The 15,122-nt window shown below is 72.1% G+C and carries 17 protein-coding genes and 1 tRNA gene; 12 read left to right on the forward strand and 6 right to left on the reverse strand.

Features of this window, described 5'->3' with window-relative positions; genetic code table 11:
- Nucleotide 1 precedes the first annotated feature (1 nt).
- The 9 genes from ABZ478_RS37815 to serS all read left to right on the forward strand — a co-directional run bounded on the left by ABZ478_RS37815 (nucleotide 2) and on the right by serS (nucleotide 7,997).
- Nucleotides 2-484, forward strand: a complete 483-nt coding sequence (locus ABZ478_RS37815; RefSeq protein ID WP_359557144.1) for an SRPBCC family protein — start codon at nucleotides 2-4, stop codon at nucleotides 482-484.
- Nucleotides 485-505: 21 nt separating this feature from the next.
- On the forward strand, nucleotides 506-1,039 hold the full coding sequence (locus tag ABZ478_RS37820; RefSeq protein WP_359557145.1) for a hypothetical protein: 534 nt from the start codon (nucleotides 506-508) through the stop codon (nucleotides 1,037-1,039).
- On the forward strand, nucleotides 1,036-1,587 hold the full coding sequence (locus ABZ478_RS37825; RefSeq protein WP_358940110.1) for a flavin reductase family protein: 552 nt from the start codon (nucleotides 1,036-1,038) through the stop codon (nucleotides 1,585-1,587). The genes ABZ478_RS37820 and ABZ478_RS37825 overlap by 4 nt, the downstream gene beginning before the upstream one ends.
- On the forward strand, nucleotides 1,584-2,564 hold the full coding sequence (locus tag ABZ478_RS37830) for a VlmB-like protein (protein WP_358940109.1): 981 nt from the start codon (nucleotides 1,584-1,586) through the stop codon (nucleotides 2,562-2,564). Before ABZ478_RS37825 ends, ABZ478_RS37830 begins: the two co-directional genes overlap by 4 nt.
- Nucleotides 2,561-3,568, forward strand: a complete 1,008-nt coding sequence (locus tag ABZ478_RS37835) for a beta-ketoacyl-ACP synthase III (RefSeq protein ID WP_359557147.1) — start codon at nucleotides 2,561-2,563, stop codon at nucleotides 3,566-3,568. The genes ABZ478_RS37830 and ABZ478_RS37835 overlap by 4 nt, the downstream gene beginning before the upstream one ends.
- A gap of 69 nt (nucleotides 3,569-3,637) precedes the next feature.
- On the forward strand, nucleotides 3,638-3,868 hold the full coding sequence (locus ABZ478_RS37840; RefSeq protein ID WP_358940107.1) for a phosphopantetheine-binding protein: 231 nt from the start codon (nucleotides 3,638-3,640) through the stop codon (nucleotides 3,866-3,868).
- Complete coding sequence (locus tag ABZ478_RS37845) at nucleotides 3,868-5,088, forward strand: beta-ketoacyl-[acyl-carrier-protein] synthase family protein (RefSeq protein WP_359557150.1); 1,221 nt, start codon at nucleotides 3,868-3,870, stop codon at nucleotides 5,086-5,088. The genes ABZ478_RS37840 and ABZ478_RS37845 overlap by 1 nt, the downstream gene beginning before the upstream one ends.
- A gap of 166 nt (nucleotides 5,089-5,254) precedes the next feature.
- Nucleotides 5,255-6,736, forward strand: coding sequence for an APC family permease (locus ABZ478_RS37850; protein WP_359557153.1), 1,482 nt, complete (start codon nucleotides 5,255-5,257; stop codon nucleotides 6,734-6,736).
- Entirely contained in the window at nucleotides 6,720-7,997 is a 1,278-nt protein-coding gene (gene serS / locus ABZ478_RS37855; RefSeq protein ID WP_359557155.1) for a serine--tRNA ligase, read from the forward strand. The genes ABZ478_RS37850 and serS overlap by 17 nt, the downstream gene beginning before the upstream one ends.
- A gap of 61 nt (nucleotides 7,998-8,058) precedes the next feature.
- On the opposite strand, the gene fabI is transcribed toward serS, so the two are convergent.
- From fabI to ABZ478_RS37885, 6 genes are all read right to left on the reverse strand, one after another.
- Nucleotides 8,059-8,826, reverse strand: a complete 768-nt coding sequence (gene fabI, locus ABZ478_RS37860; protein ID WP_359557158.1) for an enoyl-ACP reductase FabI — start codon at nucleotides 8,824-8,826, stop codon at nucleotides 8,059-8,061.
- Complete coding sequence (gene fdxA / locus ABZ478_RS37865; protein WP_359557160.1) at nucleotides 8,823-9,152, reverse strand: ferredoxin; 330 nt, start codon at nucleotides 9,150-9,152, stop codon at nucleotides 8,823-8,825. The genes fabI and fdxA overlap by 4 nt, the downstream gene beginning before the upstream one ends.
- Nucleotides 9,153-9,180: 28 nt before the next feature.
- Nucleotides 9,181-10,551 (reverse strand): MFS transporter, encoded by a 1,371-nt coding sequence (locus tag ABZ478_RS37870; RefSeq protein WP_359557162.1) that lies wholly within the window; start codon nucleotides 10,549-10,551, stop codon nucleotides 9,181-9,183.
- Nucleotides 10,552-10,732: 181 nt separating this feature from the next.
- Complete coding sequence (locus ABZ478_RS37875) at nucleotides 10,733-11,845, reverse strand: acyl-CoA desaturase (RefSeq protein ID WP_358940674.1); 1,113 nt, start codon at nucleotides 11,843-11,845, stop codon at nucleotides 10,733-10,735.
- A 322-nt stretch (nucleotides 11,846-12,167) separates the two neighbouring features.
- A complete protein-coding gene (locus ABZ478_RS37880) occupies nucleotides 12,168-12,320 on the reverse strand; it encodes a hypothetical protein (RefSeq protein WP_359557164.1) in 153 nt (50 codons plus the stop codon).
- A gap of 32 nt (nucleotides 12,321-12,352) precedes the next feature.
- Nucleotides 12,353-13,360: a DUF2156 domain-containing protein gene (locus tag ABZ478_RS37885; RefSeq protein WP_359557166.1), complete on the reverse strand. Its 1,008-nt coding sequence runs from the start codon at nucleotides 13,358-13,360 to the stop codon at nucleotides 12,353-12,355.
- A gap of 174 nt (nucleotides 13,361-13,534) precedes the next feature.
- Between ABZ478_RS37885 and ABZ478_RS37890 the strand changes: the two genes are divergently transcribed.
- From ABZ478_RS37890 to ABZ478_RS37900, 3 genes are all read left to right on the forward strand, one after another.
- Nucleotides 13,535-13,631: transfer RNA gene (locus ABZ478_RS37890), tRNA-OTHER, on the forward strand.
- Nucleotides 13,632-13,901: 270 nt separating this feature from the next.
- On the forward strand, nucleotides 13,902-14,687 hold the full coding sequence (locus ABZ478_RS37895; protein ID WP_359557169.1) for a BTAD domain-containing putative transcriptional regulator: 786 nt from the start codon (nucleotides 13,902-13,904) through the stop codon (nucleotides 14,685-14,687).
- Between the two features lie 112 nt (nucleotides 14,688-14,799).
- A partial coding sequence (locus tag ABZ478_RS37900) for a carboxyl transferase domain-containing protein (protein ID WP_359557171.1) occupies nucleotides 14,800-15,122 on the forward strand: 323 nt, incomplete at its 3' end.

Consider the following 15,122-nt stretch of genomic DNA (forward strand, 5'->3'; position numbering starts at 1 on the left):
CGTGCGGCACGTCGAACTCGATGCCCTGATACCCGCGGAGCAGGCCGAAACGGTCCTGCACGCCGTACGGCGCTGGGAGCGTTTCCCGGACCTGGCGCCCCACGTGAACGCGACCACCGTGCACGCCTCCTACCCCGACCCGAAGGCCTCCTCCAGCTGGGAGCTGCACTTCCGCAGCGGCCTGCTGCGCTGGACCGAGGACGACACGGTGCTGCCGGAGAGCGGCGAGATCCGCTTCGAGCAGTCCGACGGCGACTTCGACTCCTTCGCCGGGACCTGGTCCGTCCAGCAGTCCGGGGACGACGTCACCGTCCGCTTCGACGCCGACTTCGACTTCGGCATCCCGAGCCTCGAGGGCATCCTCGACCCGATCGCCGAGCGGGTCATCAAGGAGACCGTCGCCTGGGCGCTGACCGGCCTGTTCCCGGGTGCGCGCATCCAGGGCGGCATCGAACTCACCGAGCCCGCCGCGGTCGGCGCCTAGCACCCGCCGGAGGAGCTGACCATGGACCAGGCGAACCCCTTCGAGACACCGCGCACGTACTCGCTGCACCGCGCCGAGTACCTGGTGGGCCTCGCCGTCACCACCGGACTGATCGTCTACCACTTCGGCGACATCCGCTGGCTGCCGGCGATCGGACTGTTCCTCTACATCGACCTGATCGGCTACATCCCCGGTGCCGTCGCGTTCAGGAAGAGCGGCGGCCGGCCGATCCACAAGGCCTACTACGTCCTCTACAACGTCATGCACAGCCTCATCACGCAGGGCGTGGTGGCCGGGCTGTGGTGCTGGCTGGTCAAGCCGGAGTGGGCGCTGCTGGTGCTGCCGTTCCACCTGTTCGGCGACCGCGGCCTGTTCGGCAACTTCATGAAGTCCTTCGCGCTGCCCTTCGAGCCGGTGCGCCAGCAGGGCTACCTGCGGCTGCTGGACGACCTGGGCCTGCCCCACCCCAAGCCGGTCGGGCACGCCATGGACCCGGAGCCGGTCGGTCACGTCCCCGCGCGGCCGGCCGTCCGGGAGACGGAGGCCGTGGGATGACCACCGCGACCGATGTACGCGCCGCCCGGCCGGTCCGCCAGGACCCGGCCGAGCGCCGCCGGGCGCTGTACCACCTGGCGTCCCCGGTGTCGGTGCTGACCACCGGCCCCGAGGACCGGATGCACGGCACGACCGCCAGCACGGTCACCCTCGTCTCGCGCTCGCCGCTGCTGGTCGGCGTGGTGCTGCGGTCGGGCTCGTCGTTCGCCCGGCTCGCGGCCGCCGAGGGCCGGTTCGCGATCAACGTGCTCGGCGGCCACCAGGCCGACGTGGCCCGGCGGTTCGCCGACAGCGGCCGTCCGGACGGCGACGCGGCCTTCGCGGGCCTGGCCTGGACGGCGGACCGGTACGCGCACGCCCCGCTGATCGCGGGCGCGCTCGCCCACTACGTCTGCCGCTTCCACTCGGCGCACGCGGCGGGCGACAGCGAACTGCTGCTCGGCCATGTCGTCCGCGCCACGGCCGACCCCGGTCTGCCGCTGTTCAGTTACGCCGGCGGGCTGTTCGCCGGCTCCCTGCGTCCGGCGAAGGAGGCCGCCGCATCATGACCGCACCCGTTGCCCCCGAGGCGGACTGGGACAAGGCGCCCGGTCTGCTCGACGGCGCGAAGGAACTCACCCTCGGCCCCGAGGAGTGCGACCTCGCCTACTGGATCACCTCGGTGGCCCAGGGAACCCTGCGCGACCGCGGGGCGACCGGCCACCACGAGAACGCGATCACGCCCGGCTTCCTGAAGGCACCCGGCCCGCTGCGCGAGGCGCTGGTGCTGGAGTTCGGCTTCCGCGCGCTGGCGGAGGAGCTGGCCACCCGGCTGCTCGGCCACTACGTGTCGATCGCGCCCGGCATCCCCGAGATGGAGTTCTACGCCACCCAGCTCATCGACGAGGCCCGGCACGCCCGGGTCTTCCGGCAGCACCTGGTGGACCTGGGCATCCCGGCGGGCACCCTGCTGAAGGACATCGAGGAGATGGCCCGGGACTACCGCAAGCGGGTCCTGGACCCGGTGGTGGACTTCACCCTGGACATCGTGCGCGACCAGGCCGACTTCCCCGGCGGCGTCGCGGTGTTCGCCATCATCATCGAGGGTGTGCTCGCCCCGGCCGCCGAGCTGAGCGAGCGCAAGTGGACCCCGCTGTCCCCGGCGACCGGCGAGATCTCGCGGGGCACCGCGATCGACGAGATCCGCCACCTCACCGTGGCCAGCACCATCCTGCGCGACCACGTGATCGCGCACCCGGAGTACAAGCCGCGGCTGCTGGAGATCCTGCGCTCGGGCGTGAAGCTGTGGGACGAGATCCCGGACCGGGAGTTCGTCATCCACCGCGAGGAGCTGTTCCAGCAGGGCATGGCCGAGCACGCCGACAAGATCGGCGACTACGAGGTCTGGCCGGGCGTGCGGCTGCTCGACACCACCGCCGAGCAGCGCTACGACATGGCCGAGCGCTGGACCGACGAGATGGCCGAGGTCCGCATGAAGTACATGGGCCTGCCCGTCGAGGTCCTCGCCTCGGAGGCCGGCGCATGAGCACCGGGCGGGCCGCGGTCATCACGGGCATCGGCTCGTACGTCCCGCCCAACGTGGTGACCAACGACGACCTGTCGCAGCGGCTCGACACCTCGGACGCGTGGATCCGTTCCCGCACCGGGATCGCCGAGCGGTGCTTCATCACCCCGGGCACCTCCACCGGCGACCTGGCGGTGGAGGCGGGCCTGAGGGCGCTGAAGTCGGCGGGCGCCGAGCAGGTCGGGGCGGTGGTGCTGGCCACCACCACCCCCGACCAGCCCTGCCCGGCGACGGCACCGCAGGTGGCGGCCCGGCTGGGGCTCGGGCAGGTGCCCGCCTTCGACGTGGCGGCCGTCTGCTCGGGCTTCCTGTACGGGCTGGCCTCGGCCGCCGGGCTCATCGCGGCCGGGGTGGCGGACAGCGTGCTGCTGATCGCCGCGGACGCCTTCACCACGATCATCAATCCCGAGGACCGCACCACCGCGGTGATCTTCGCCGACGGCGCGGGCGCGGTGGTGCTGCGGGCCGGCTCGGCGGCCGAGCCCGGGGCGATCGGCCCGCTGGTGCTCGGCAGCGACGGTGAGCTGAGCCATCTGATCGAGGTGCCGGCCGGTGGCTCCCGGCAGCGCTCCACCGACCGTCCGGTCGACCCGGCGGACCGGTACTTCCACATGCTCGGCCGGGAGACCTACCGGCACGCGGTGGAGCGGATGACGTCCGTCTCCATCGAGGCCGCCGAACGCGCCGGCTGGCGGATGGAGGACGTCGACCGGTTCGCCGCGCACCAGGCCAACGCCCGGATCCTGGAAGCGGTGGCCAAACGCCTCGGGCTGCCCGAGGACAAGCAGTTGAGCAACATCGAACGGGTCGGCAACACCGGTGCCGCCTCGATCCCGCTGCTGCTGGCCGAGGCCACCGCCGAGGGCCGGCTCAGCGCGGGCGACCGGGTCCTGCTCACCGCGTTCGGCGGCGGGCTGGCCTGGGGCGCGGGCACCGTCGTCTGGCCGGAGCTGCAGACCTTCTGACCGACCGTCAGTCACTCACACCGAATTCAGCGGTACGCGGGGTGCGTACGCCCTTCGAAAGGAACGGACATGCTGGAGCAGCTCAAGGAAATCCTGTCCAACAAGCTCAAGGTGTCGCCCGAGGCGATCACCCCGGAGGCCACCCGCGAGGACATCGAGCTGGACTCGCTCGCCGTGGTGGAGCTGTCGCTGCTGCTGAAGTCCGAGCTGGACCTGGACATCAGCGACGACGACCTCCTGGAGGCCGAGACCGTGGCCGACATGGTCTCGCTCATGGAGGAGCGGAGCGCGAAGGTCTGATGGCCGGCATGGACATCGCCGTCACCGGACTCGGTCTGGTCACCCCGGGTGGGATCGGGGTCGGGCCGAGCTGGGCGGCGGTCTGCGACGGCAGGCCGGCCGCCGCCCTCGATCCGGTACTGGCGGACAACCCCGTACAGATCTCCTGCCGGGTGCCCGGCTTCGACCCCGAGACGCTGCTCAGCGCGCGGCGTGCCCATCGTCTGGACAGGTTCGTGCAGTTCGCGCTGGTCGCCGCGCACGAGGCGGTGGCCGACGCGGGCCTGGACCCGCAGACCTGGGACGGCGCGCGGGTGGGTGTGGTGCTGGGCTGCGCCGACGGCGGGCCGGGCACCGTCGAGGAACAGCACCATGTGCTGCGCGAGCAGGGCGCCGACCGCGTGTCGCCGCTGCTGCTGCCCATGCAGCTGCCGAACATGCTGGCCGGCCAGACGGCCATCGAGTTCGGGGCGACCGGACCCAACCTGGTGGTGGCCACCGCCTGCGCCTCGGGCGCGACCGCCATCGGGACCGCCCGGGACCTGCTCGCGCTCGGCCGCTGCGACATCGTCCTCGCGGGCGGCAGCGAGGCCATGATCACCCCACTGGTCATGGCCGGGTTCGCCCAGATGGGCGCGCTGTCGAAGCGGCACGACGACCCCGCGTCCGCCTCCCGCCCGTTCGACGTCGACCGGGACGGCTTCGTGGCCGGGGAGGGCGCCGGGATCCTCGTGATGGAGCGGGTCGCGGACGCCCGGGCCCGGGGCGCCCACGTGCACGGCCGCATCATCGGCTACGGCGCCACCGCCGACGCCCACCACATGACGTCACCCCACCCGGACGGCGCCGGCATCGAGGCGGCGGTACGCGCGGCCCTCGCCGACGCGGGGGCCGATCCGGACGACGTACAGCACGTCAACGCCCATGGCACTTCGACCCCGCTGAACGACCTGTCGGAGGCCCGCATGATCCAGCGGTCCCTGCGCGGCGACCCGCTGGTCACGTCCACGAAGGGAGTCACCGGTCACCTGCTGGGCGCCGCCGGCGCGGTCGAGGCCGCGTTCGCCGTGCTCAGCGTCGAGCACGAGGTCATCCCGCCCGTCGCCAACCTGGTCATGCCCGATCCGCGGATCGAGATCAAGCTGGCCCAGACGGTCACGTCGATGCCGATCGACCTGGCACTGAGCAACTCGCTTGGGTTCGGCGGGCAGAACACGTCCCTGGCGATCGCCCCCGCGTAGGGCCTGTTGCGAAAGTCCCGTCGTTCGCCCGAAGGGCGGGCCGGGACTTTCGCAACAGGCCCTGGACGCCGCCGGGTCCGGTCCGCCCGGCACGTCGCAGCAGCCGTCCGCCGAGAAGTCTCGGCGGACGGCTGTCCCCGTCCCTCTCCCCTTTCTCGGAGTCGTCATGTCCTCCAGTGGTTCCCCGCCCTCGTCCGGCCGGCTCGGTACCGGGCACATCCTCTTCCTGATCGTCGCCGCCGCCGCGCCGCTGTCCGCGATGGTCGGCACCGTCCCGCTCGCGTTCGCCTTCGGGGACGGGGCCGGTGTGCCGGCCGCCTTCCTGTTCGCCGGGGTCACCCTGCTGTGCTTCTCGGTGGGGTACGCGGTCAGCGCCCGCCGCACCGGCGGCTCCGGCGGCTTCTACGCCTCCGTCGCCGACGGGCTCGGCCGGCCGCCCGCGGTCGCCGCCGGCTACGTCGCCCTGCTCTCCTACAACTGCGCCACCATCGGACTGGCCGGCGCCCTCGGCTACTTCACCCAGCTCGTGCTGGCGGCCCACGGGCTGACGGTGTCCTGGGAGTGGTGCGCGGCCGTCGGGCTCGTCCTGATGGCGGTGCTCGGCTACCGGGAGATCGCGCTCAGCGCCCGGGTGCTGGCCCTGCTGATGCTCGGCGAGATCGGGGTGCTGGCCGCGCTGGACGTGGCGATCCTCGCCCGCCACGGACTGCACGCCCTGCCAGCGGCCTCCTTCTCCCCGCACACCGCGGCCGGGCCCGGCGTCGGCGTCTCGCTGATGTTCGCGTTCGTCTCCTTCATCGGCTTCGAGTCGGCCGCGCTGTACGGCAAGGAGGCGAAGGACCCGAGGCGCAGCGTGCCGCGCGCCACCTATGTGGCCGTCACCCTGATCGCCGGCTTCTACGCGCTCACGAGCTGGCTGGCGGTCGGCGCGGTCGGCAGCGACAACGTGCGCGAGGTCGCGGGCAAGCAGATGGGCGACCTGTTCTTCGTCCTCGGCGACGACTTCCTCGGCAAGGCGGGCAGCACCGGGCTGCAGATCATGCTGTGCACCAGTCTGTTCGCGGCGACGCTGGCCCTGCACAGCGCCGCCGGACGCTACGCCCAGGTCCTCGCCCAGGACGGCCTGCTGCCGGGCGCGCTGGCCGCCGAGCACTCCCGGCACGGCTCCCCGCACCGGGCGAGCCTCGCGCAGAGCGCGCTGACCGCGGTGGTCGTGGCCGGCTTCGCCGTCGCGGGCCTCGACCCGTACGCCGACCTGACCACCAGCATGCTCGGTCTCGGCACCCTGGGCATCGTCGCCCTGCAGGCGCTGGCAGCGCTGTCCGTGCTCGGACTGCGGGTGCGCACCGGCACCGGGCACTGGTGGCGGGAGACCGTCGCACCGCTGCTGGGCTTCGCCGGTCTCGCCGCCTCGGTGTGGCTGGTGGTCGGCAACTTCGACATGCTCACCGGCTCCCCGTCCGAGGTGATCGCCGCGCTGCCCTGGCTGCTGCCGCTGGTCGCCGCGGGCGGCCTGCTGTACGCGGCCCGGCTGCGCTCGGCGCACCCGGTGCGCTACCGCCTGCTCGGCACCCGGCACACCGCCGAGCCCGTCCCGGCCCCCTCCTCCCCCGCCCTGTCAGGAGACCGTCATGCACGATCCCAGTGAGCTGATCGAGGCCGGCGAGGACGCCGTACGGCGCCTGGCCCGCCGCCGCCACGACCTCGACCTGGACGCCCTCGGCACCGCGCTGCGCGCCCGGTCGGCCGCGCAGTCCGAGGTGACCCGGCTGCGCACCGAGCTGAACCGCACCGCCAAGGCCCGTCGTTCGGGGCCGCCCACGGAGGCGGAGAAGGAGGCGGCCCGCGCGCTGCGGGCCGAGGTGCAGCAGGCCGAGGCCACCGCCCGGACCGCCGCCGCCGGTCTGACCGAGCTGCTGCTCGGCATCCCCAACCTGCCGCTGGACGCGGTACCGGACGGCGACTCGGAGAAGGAGGCGGTGGAGGTACGGCGCGGCGGCCCGGCCCCGCGTCCGGCGGACGGTGCCCGGCACCACGCCGAGATCGGCGAGGCGCTCGGCATCCTCGACTCCCCCGCCGCGGCGCGGCTGTCCGGTGCCCGGTTCAGCGTCGCGCACGGCGCCGGGGCGCGCCTCGAGCGGGCCCTCGGCGGCTTCTTCCTCGACCTGCACACCCGCGAGCACGGCTACACCGAGCAGTCGGTGCCGTTCCTGGTCAATCGGGACACCATGACCGGCACGGGGCAGCTGCCCAAGTTCGAGGAGGACCTGTTCCGCACGAAGGTCGCGGACCGGGAGCTGTTCCTTATCCCGACCGCCGAGGTGCCGCTGACCAACCTGGTGGCCGGGCAGCTCCTGGACGCGCGCACGCTGCCGTACGCCTTCACCGCCCGCACCCCCTGCTTCCGCGCGGAGGCCGGGGCCTACGGCCGGGACACCCGGGGCGTCCTGCGGCTGCACCAGTTCGAGAAGGTGGAGCTGGTGCGGATCTGCGCGCCGGAACAGGCACAGGAGCAGCTCGAACTGATGGTGGGGCACGCCGAGGAGTGCCTGCGCCGGCTGGAACTGTCGTTCCGCACCGTCCTGCTGCCCGCGGGCGACATGGGCTTCTCGGCCCGGATGACGTACGACATCGAGGTGTGGCTGCCCGGTGGCGGCACGTTCCGGGAGATCTCCTCGGTGTCCGACTGCGGCACCTTCCAGGCCCGCCGCGCCGACATCCGGGTGAAGCGGGCCGACGGCCGCAAGACGCCGGCGGCCACACTGAACGGTTCGGCGCTGCCGATCGGGCGGACGGTGGCCGCGCTGCTGGAGCAGGGCGTCCAGGACGACGGCTCCGTGGTCCTGCCCGAGGCGCTGGTTCCGTACACCGGCTTCCGGCGGATCCTGCCGGGTGGCGCCACCGAGTGACCGCACGCGGAAGGGGCGGGAGCCGAGGACCGGTCCTCGGCTCCCGCCCCTTCCGGCGCTTTCAGGCGCCCATCATGTGCACCCCGCCGTCCACGTGCACGATCTCGCCCGTGGTCCGCGGGAAGAAGTCCGACAGCAGCGCGGCCACACCGCGTGCGGCCGGCTCGGGGTCGGTGAGGTCCCAGCCCGCCGGGGCGCGCCGGGTGGTCCACACGTCGGCCAGTTCCGCGAAGCCCGGGATGGACTTGGCGGCCATGGAGCGCAGCGGCCCGGCGGCGACGAGGTTGCAGCGGATGCCGCGGTCGCCGAGGTCCCGGGCGAGATAGCGGCTGGTGGACTCCAGGGCGGCCTTGGCGACGCCCATCCAGTCGTAGTGCGGCCAGGCGACGGCCGCGTCGAAGGTGAGGCCGACGACCGAGCCGCCGCGCCGCTCCAGCAGCGGCAGGCAGGCCGTGGTCAGCGACTTGAGGGAGTACGCCGAGACCTGCACGGCCGTCGAGACGTCCTCCCAGGTGCCGTCGAGGAAGGAGAAGGCACCCTGGGGGCCGTAGGCGATGGAGTGCACGACGCCGTCGAGGGTGTCGGTGTGCTCGCCGATCCGCTCGGCGAGGCTGTCCAGGTGGCTCTGGTCGGTGACGTCCAGCTCGATGACGGGGGCGGGCTTCGGCAGCTTGCCCGCGAACCGCTCGATCAGGGAGAGCCTGCCGAAGCCGGTCAGCAGGACCTCGGCGCCCTCCTCCTGTGCGATCCGGGCCACGTGGAAGGCGATGGAGGCGTCCGTGACGACGCCGGTGACCAGGATCCGCTTGCCCGCGAGGATGCCGCTCATACCGCCGGCACCCCCTGGGGCAGCGCGCCGACGAGCGGGGAGTCGTGGTCCTGCGGGCCGACGGCTCCGCCGCCGCCGGGCGAGCCGAGACCGGCGAAGAAGGCGGCGTTGGACGCCGCGTGGTCGTCGCCCCACTCCTCGGGCATGTCGTCCTGGAAGTAGATGGCGTCGACCGGGCAGACCGGTTCGCAGGCGCCGCAGTCCACGCATTCCTCGGGATGGATGTACAGGGCGCGGCGGCCCTCGTAGATGCAGTCCACGGGGCACTCGTCGACGCAGGAGCGGTCCTTGACGTCGACGCAGGGCAGTCCGATGACGTAGGCCATGCTCAACTCCTCGGATTGACGGACGGGTTCACTTGACCGGCACGCCGGTGGTGCGCTCGCCCAGGGTCAGCACGGTGACGGCGAGGACGGCCATGGCGGCGGCGATGACACTGAACAGGGCACCCGCGCCGTGCCCCTCCAGCACCGGCAGCAGCACGAACGGCAGTGCGGCGGCGCTGAGTTTGGACAGCGAGTAGGCGGCGCCCGATGCGGTGGCGCGGATCGCGGTGGGGTACTGCTCGGACAGGTACACATGACTGACGCTGGAGAAGACGTTGCTGAACAGGGTGTAGGCGAAGCCGCAGACCACGATCGCCGCGGCCGAGCCGGCGTAGGCGAAGCCGAGTCCGGCCACCACCATCGCGCCCGCGGAGAGGGCGACCAGGGTGCGGCGCTCCAGGCGGTCCACGACGGGCAGGACGAGCGCGGAGCCGACCGGGTACCCGAGGAAGGACAGCGCGGTGAAGCCGAGCCCCGCGACGATGCCGTAGCCCTTGGCGGCGACGATCTGCGGGGCGAGCGTGCCGAAGCCGTAGTAGCCGACGACCGACAGGACGCAGAACAGCCACAGCACGAGGGTCCGGCGGCGCATGCCGGGGCGCAGGACGTCCCGCATCCGGGACTGCCCGGCGGCCGGCTCCGGCGCGGCCGGCGCGGGCTCCTCCAGGACCAGTCCGCGGCCCGCGGCCTCCGCCTCCATCCGGGCGACCAGCCGCTCCGCCTCCGCGGTCCGGCCGGCCGAGGCCAGCCAGCGCGGGGACTCGATGAGCTGCCGGCGCAGGATCCACACGACGGCCGAGCCGAGCGCGCCGAGCACGAACAGCCAGCGCCAGCCGGCCACGCCCAGCGGCGTGAGCGGTACCAGCCACAGCGCGGCGAAGCCCACCGCGGGCACTCCGCAGAAGGCGAGGGTGTAGGCCCAGGCGATGAACCGGCCGCGCTTCCTCGCCGGCAGCACGTCGGCCAGGTAGCAGTCGGACAGGGCCTGTTCGGCGCCGATGCCGACCCCGGCCAGGAAGCGGGTGACGATCAGCCAGGTGGCGTTCGGGGAGAACGCGCCGAGCAGGGAGAAGACCGAGTAGATGGCGAGGTTGATCAGGAAGGCCCGACGCCGGCCGAACCGGTCCGCGATCCGGCCGAGCGTCAGGGATCCGATGAACTGGCCGACGAACACGGAGGCCAGGACGAGTTTGAGCGAGGTCGCGCCGAAGGCGAAGTCGCTCTGCAGCACCTTGGCGATGGTGCCCGAGAGGTTGTTCTCGAAGGTGTCGAAGAACAGGCCGACGCCGATGACCGCGGTGAGTCTGCGGTGCAGGGGAGTGATCGGCATGCGGTCGAGGCGGGCACCGATCGGGGCGGGAGCGGTGACATCACCCACCGCCGCGGTGGTCTGGGACATGGGGCTGGCTCCTTAGGGAACTCCTGGGGACCGGTGGTGCGTCGCTCCCGGGAAGGGAACCGCCCGGGCCGCCGACGGGCCCGGGCGTGCGGCCCGGGGGCCGGGGCGTGGGGGAATGGATGGTGCGGGACGGGTGTGGGGGGCGTGGGGGTATGTGGGGGGCAGGGGTCGCCGGCCGGTGTCAGGCCGCTTCCACGGCCCGGCGCCGGATCTGCTCCTCCACGTCACCGCGCCGCACCGGCGCGCTGACCTCGTGCAGGAAGGAGGCGACCTCGCGGTACGAGGCCCAGAACCCGACCTCGTGGTAAGGCACTCCGCGCTCGGCGCAGTACTCCATGGTCAGCTCCCGGGCGCGCCCCAGGTTCTTCTGCGGCATCGCCGGGAACAGATGGTGCTCGACCTGGTAGTTGAGACCGCCGTAGAGGAAGTCGATCAGCAGGCTGGGCCGGATGTTGCGGGAGGTGAGGACCTGGCGCTCCAGCCAGTCCAGGGTCTCCGCCTCGCCGTCGCGCACCTGCATGCCCTTGTGGTTCGGGGCGAAGATCATCCCGAAGTAGACGCCCAGCGCGGCGTGCTGGACCACGATGAAGGCGACCGCGAGCACCGGGGACAGGACGGTGAAGACCAGGCCCAGGTAGACGGCGGTGCGCAGCACGATCAGGAAGGTCTCCAGCACGGGCCGCTTGGTCTTGCCCTGGACGATGGACAGGACTGCCGTCCGCAGCATCTTGAAGCCCTCGAGCACGAGCAGCACGAAGAACAGCACGCTCTGGTAGCGCACGACGAACTTCTGGGTGCCCTTGCGGGTCGGGTACTGCTTGATGTCGAAGATGGCGGTGCGCCGGCCGATGTCCGGGTCCATGTCCAGGTGGTTGGGGTTGCTGTGGTGCCGGTTGTGGTGGTTGACCCACCAGCCGTAGCTGACCCCGTTGACCAGGTTGGCGTGGACGTATCCGACCGCGGAGGCGGCCTTCTTGCTGCGGAACATCGCCTTGTGGCCGGCGTCGTGCCACATGAACGCCGACTGGCCGCCGCACAGGCCCATCCACACGGCCGTGAGCAGTTGCCACCAGGAGTCGCCCAGTTCGAAGAAGGCGGCGAACCCGATCAGCAGCAGGGTGGTGTTGAGGGCCAGCTTGCCCACGTAGTAACGGGGGTCGAGGTCCAGCAGACCCTCGGCCTTGACCCGTTTGAGCAGCTCGGCGAAGGTCGCCGAGGCACCGGTGCGCTGCCCGGCGCCGGCCCCTCCACCGGCGGCCAGGGCCGCGGCTTCTTGTATGTGCGGACGCTGCATGCGTTGCTCTCCTTGGGAGAAGTGCCCGGATCGGGCGGCGGCGCCGCTGCCCCGCGGACCTGCGGGCGCCGCGAGTCGACAAGGCTCCCGCGTGGGTCACCGTCGCGGGATGGGCCCTGTCGCCGTACTCCCGGCGTGCGCCCGGAGGGCGACGGCAGGGCCCCGCTTCGCCCGGCGGGCCCGGCGACGGGAGCACAGTGCGGTACTCCCGGTCCGGACCGCCGGGCGAACGTGTGTCCAGCGTTCCGTGGAGCGCTGATGTGGCACTGATACCGGTCTGACCGGGTGTGCGCCGGCACCCGCCGGCGCACCCGGCAGCGGCTCAGGCGGCCGCCTCGGCGCGCAGCCGCTCGTCGAGGGCGCGGACGGCCGCGTCGGCCGCCTCGGCGACCGACTCGTCGTCGGGTGCGCCGATGACGGCCATCAGCTGCTCGACCGTGGCGTGCTGGAGTTCTTCGGTGGTGGACCGGCTCATCTCGGTGTCCTCTCGTCGTTCGCGGTTGCGGGTCAGAAGGCGTTGCAGGCGCGGAAGACGTGCGCGAAGCCGGGCAGCGAGGCCTGCGGCCCGTCGAAGGCGACGTACTCCGGGATCAGCAGGTCGGGGGCCCACTTCTGCTTGTACGACAGCTGGGTCTGCGCCGGGTACAGGGCGGCGCCCTCGGCCCACAGGGCGTGCATCAGCCACTGGAACGCCGGGCTGTGGCCGTCGAGTTCGTGGCTCGCGTCCAGGCCGGTGAACGGCGTGAACCCGAAGTGCAGCCACTCGACGCCCTCGGCCCGGAACACCTCGATGGCGTGCGCGTTGATGGCCTCCATCAGACCCGGGGAGCCCTCCGGGATACGGCGGCTGAGGTCGTGCATCCAGCCGGCCCGGCTGCCGTAGACCGGCGAGTACGAGATGTACGCGACCGGGGCACCGTCGATGGTGCCGACGAAGAGCCGGCGGTGTTCCTGGACCTCGCCGCCGATCTGGCCGACGAGGAACTCCAGTTGCTGGGCGCCGCCCTTGGAGCCCAGCCAGGCCTGGTCGATGGTGGCGATGGCACCGGCCACGTCGCCGGCGTCGACCTCCTGGATCTGCAGGCCGTTGCGGAGCGCGCGGGAGATCTTGTTGCGCAGCTGCATGAACTTGGTGCCGCGCAGGGTGAACTCGCCGAGGCTCACCGCCCAGGAGGCGCCGACCTGGTTGACGGTGAAGCCGAGCCGGGCGTACCGCTCGGCGTCGGCGCGCTGGAGCTGGATGCCGACCAGCCGCAGCCCCTCGTCGCGGACGTGGGCGCGGAAGGCGTCGAGCAGGGTGCCGTAGTCCTTCTCGGCGGCGAAGGGGCCGCCGAGCTGGACGGCCCAGCGGCCGGTGCGGCGGTACACGATCACACCGTCCGCGCCCGGGACGGTGAAGATACTGTTTCCGCTGTTGAGGGCGAGGAACGCACTCGCGTTCTCGCTCGTGGTGTGGGCGCGTATCGCGTCCAGAACCGGGTTGTCCGTGACGGTTTCGGTGGTGGTGGCGATCATTCCCGTAGTCCTTTCGGGAGCGTTTTCCATCGAAGGGAGTACAACACCGGAAGGACGTCCGGGAAAAGAGCCGAAAGGAATTCATTGCCTGCGTCAGAAGCGTGTCAGCTTTCCGTCAGCGCAGGGTGCCAATGTTGTTCCCGTGAACGGCACGGGAAACCGGGCCGGAAACATGGAGAGGTGCCCGGAGTGGCTGATCGGGGACCTGGAGCACGCCTCGAGGTCGGGCCGGCGACGGCCCACGCAGGTTCAAATCCTGCCCTCTCCGCCACAGTCCGGAATTCCGCACGGGGGAAACGAATTGCTGATCCGGCATGCGAATCGCCTTTGCCCCCCTCCGGTGCCGCGCCAATGGCGGCACGGCACCGGAAGCCCCTGAACCGCCGGCCGCCCCCCGTCCCGGCGGAGCAACCGCCCCGGCGGGACGTCCAGGAAGCAGACGTCCGCCGGGGCGCGGCGCATTGGGTCACCGGGCCTTTTCAGCAGCACCACCCCAGAAAGAGACAACCTTCGCCAGGAATTTTCACCAAGGGGGGAAGACATGCTGAGGTTCTCCATTCTCGGCGCACTGCAGATACTCACCGCCGCCGGTCCGGCGGACATCTCCGGCGACCTGCAGCGCACGCTGGTGCAGACGCTGCTGGTCAGCGAGGGCCAGCCGGTGTCCGGGGAGGGGCTGGCCGAGGAGATGTGGGGGGACGCCGTCCCCGACAACCAGGCCAACGCCCTCCAGGCCCATGTCAGCCGGCTGCGCCGCAGGCTCCGCGATCTGGAGCCGGACCGGCCGACCTCCCGGCTGACGATGCACCCCTCCGGCTACCGGCTGTGCGTCGGCGAGGGCGAGCTGGACGCGGCCGAGTTCATCAGGGCCGTACGGCTGGCCGAGTCGGCCACCGCGGCCGACGCGGCGCACACCGCGCGACTGCTCTCCGACGCGCTCGGGATGTGGCGTGGCCCGGTCTTCGGCGGGTTCGCCGGCGGCACCCTGTGCCAGCTCGCGGGCGCCCGCTACGAGGAGTACCGGATGCGCGCCATGGAACTGCGCTTCGACGCCGAACTACGGCTCGGCCGCCATGCCGCCGTGCTCGCCGAACTGACCGAGGCGCACAGCAACCACCCCCTGCGGGAACGGTTCTGCGAGCAGCTCATGATCGCCCTGTACGGCTCCGGCCGGCAGGCCGACGCGCTCGACGTCTTCCACCGGATGCGCCGTCACCTCGACGACGAGCTCGGCATCCAGCCCTCCCCCGCCCTGCGCCGGGTGGAGCACGCGATCCTCTCCCACGACCCCGCCCTGACCGGCGAGGCCCGCCTCCAGCCCGTCTGACGCGCCCGCGCCGCGTAAGCGGTCCGTCAGTCCGCGGTCAGTCCGCATTGCCACGCTCGACGGGCGAGTGGAATCACGGAATCACCACGCCCCTACCCATGGAGGGGGAGACATGAGGTCCCAGGTCGAGGAACTGGCCGGCATACGCGAGCGCGTGCTCGCCGGCCCCAGCGAGAAGGCGACCGCCGCCCAGCACGCCAAGGGCAAGCTCACCGTGCGCGAGCGCATCGGCCTGCTGCTCGACGACGGCTCCTTCCACGAGGTCGAACCGCTGCGCCGGCACCGGGCGAGCGGTTTCGGCCTGGAGGCGAAGAAGCCCTACACCGACGGTGTCGTCACCGGCTGGGGCACGGTGGAGGGCCGTACGGTCTTCGTCTACGCCCATGACTTCCGGATCTTCGGCGGCGCCCTGGGCGAGGCCCACGCCACGAAGAT

It is taken from the genome of Streptomyces sp. NPDC005706 (genome assembly GCF_040631045.1).
Lineage (GTDB): Bacteria > Actinomycetota > Actinomycetes > Streptomycetales > Streptomycetaceae > Streptomyces.

Bases quoted from the DNA above. Each gene is read 5' to 3' on its own strand.
- ABZ478_RS37820 (WP_359557145.1), top strand. From the start codon at position 506: ATGGACCAGGCGAACCCCTTCGAGACACCGCGCACGTACTCGCTGCAC.
- ABZ478_RS37825 (WP_358940110.1), top strand. From the start codon at position 1,036: ATGACCACCGCGACCGATGTACGCGCCGCCCGGCCGGTCCGCCAGGAC.
- ABZ478_RS37830 (WP_358940109.1), top strand. From the start codon at position 1,584: ATGACCGCACCCGTTGCCCCCGAGGCGGACTGGGACAAGGCGCCCGGT.
- ABZ478_RS37835 (WP_359557147.1), top strand. From the start codon at position 2,561: ATGAGCACCGGGCGGGCCGCGGTCATCACGGGCATCGGCTCGTACGTC.
- ABZ478_RS37840 (WP_358940107.1), top strand. From the start codon at position 3,638: ATGCTGGAGCAGCTCAAGGAAATCCTGTCCAACAAGCTCAAGGTGTCG.
- ABZ478_RS37845 (WP_359557150.1), top strand. From the start codon at position 3,868: ATGGCCGGCATGGACATCGCCGTCACCGGACTCGGTCTGGTCACCCCG.
- ABZ478_RS37850 (WP_359557153.1), top strand. From the start codon at position 5,255: ATGTCCTCCAGTGGTTCCCCGCCCTCGTCCGGCCGGCTCGGTACCGGG.
- serS (WP_359557155.1), top strand. From the start codon at position 6,720: ATGCACGATCCCAGTGAGCTGATCGAGGCCGGCGAGGACGCCGTACGG.
- fabI (WP_359557158.1), bottom strand. From the start codon at position 8,826: ATGAGCGGCATCCTCGCGGGCAAGCGGATCCTGGTCACCGGCGTCGTC.
- fdxA (WP_359557160.1), bottom strand. From the start codon at position 9,152: ATGGCCTACGTCATCGGACTGCCCTGCGTCGACGTCAAGGACCGCTCC.
- ABZ478_RS37870 (WP_359557162.1), bottom strand. From the start codon at position 10,551: ATGTCCCAGACCACCGCGGCGGTGGGTGATGTCACCGCTCCCGCCCCG.
- ABZ478_RS37875 (WP_358940674.1), bottom strand. From the start codon at position 11,845: ATGCAGCGTCCGCACATACAAGAAGCCGCGGCCCTGGCCGCCGGTGGA.
- ABZ478_RS37880 (WP_359557164.1), bottom strand. From the start codon at position 12,320: ATGAGCCGGTCCACCACCGAAGAACTCCAGCACGCCACGGTCGAGCAG.
- ABZ478_RS37885 (WP_359557166.1), bottom strand. From the start codon at position 13,360: ATGATCGCCACCACCACCGAAACCGTCACGGACAACCCGGTTCTGGAC.
- ABZ478_RS37895 (WP_359557169.1), top strand. From the start codon at position 13,902: ATGCTGAGGTTCTCCATTCTCGGCGCACTGCAGATACTCACCGCCGCC.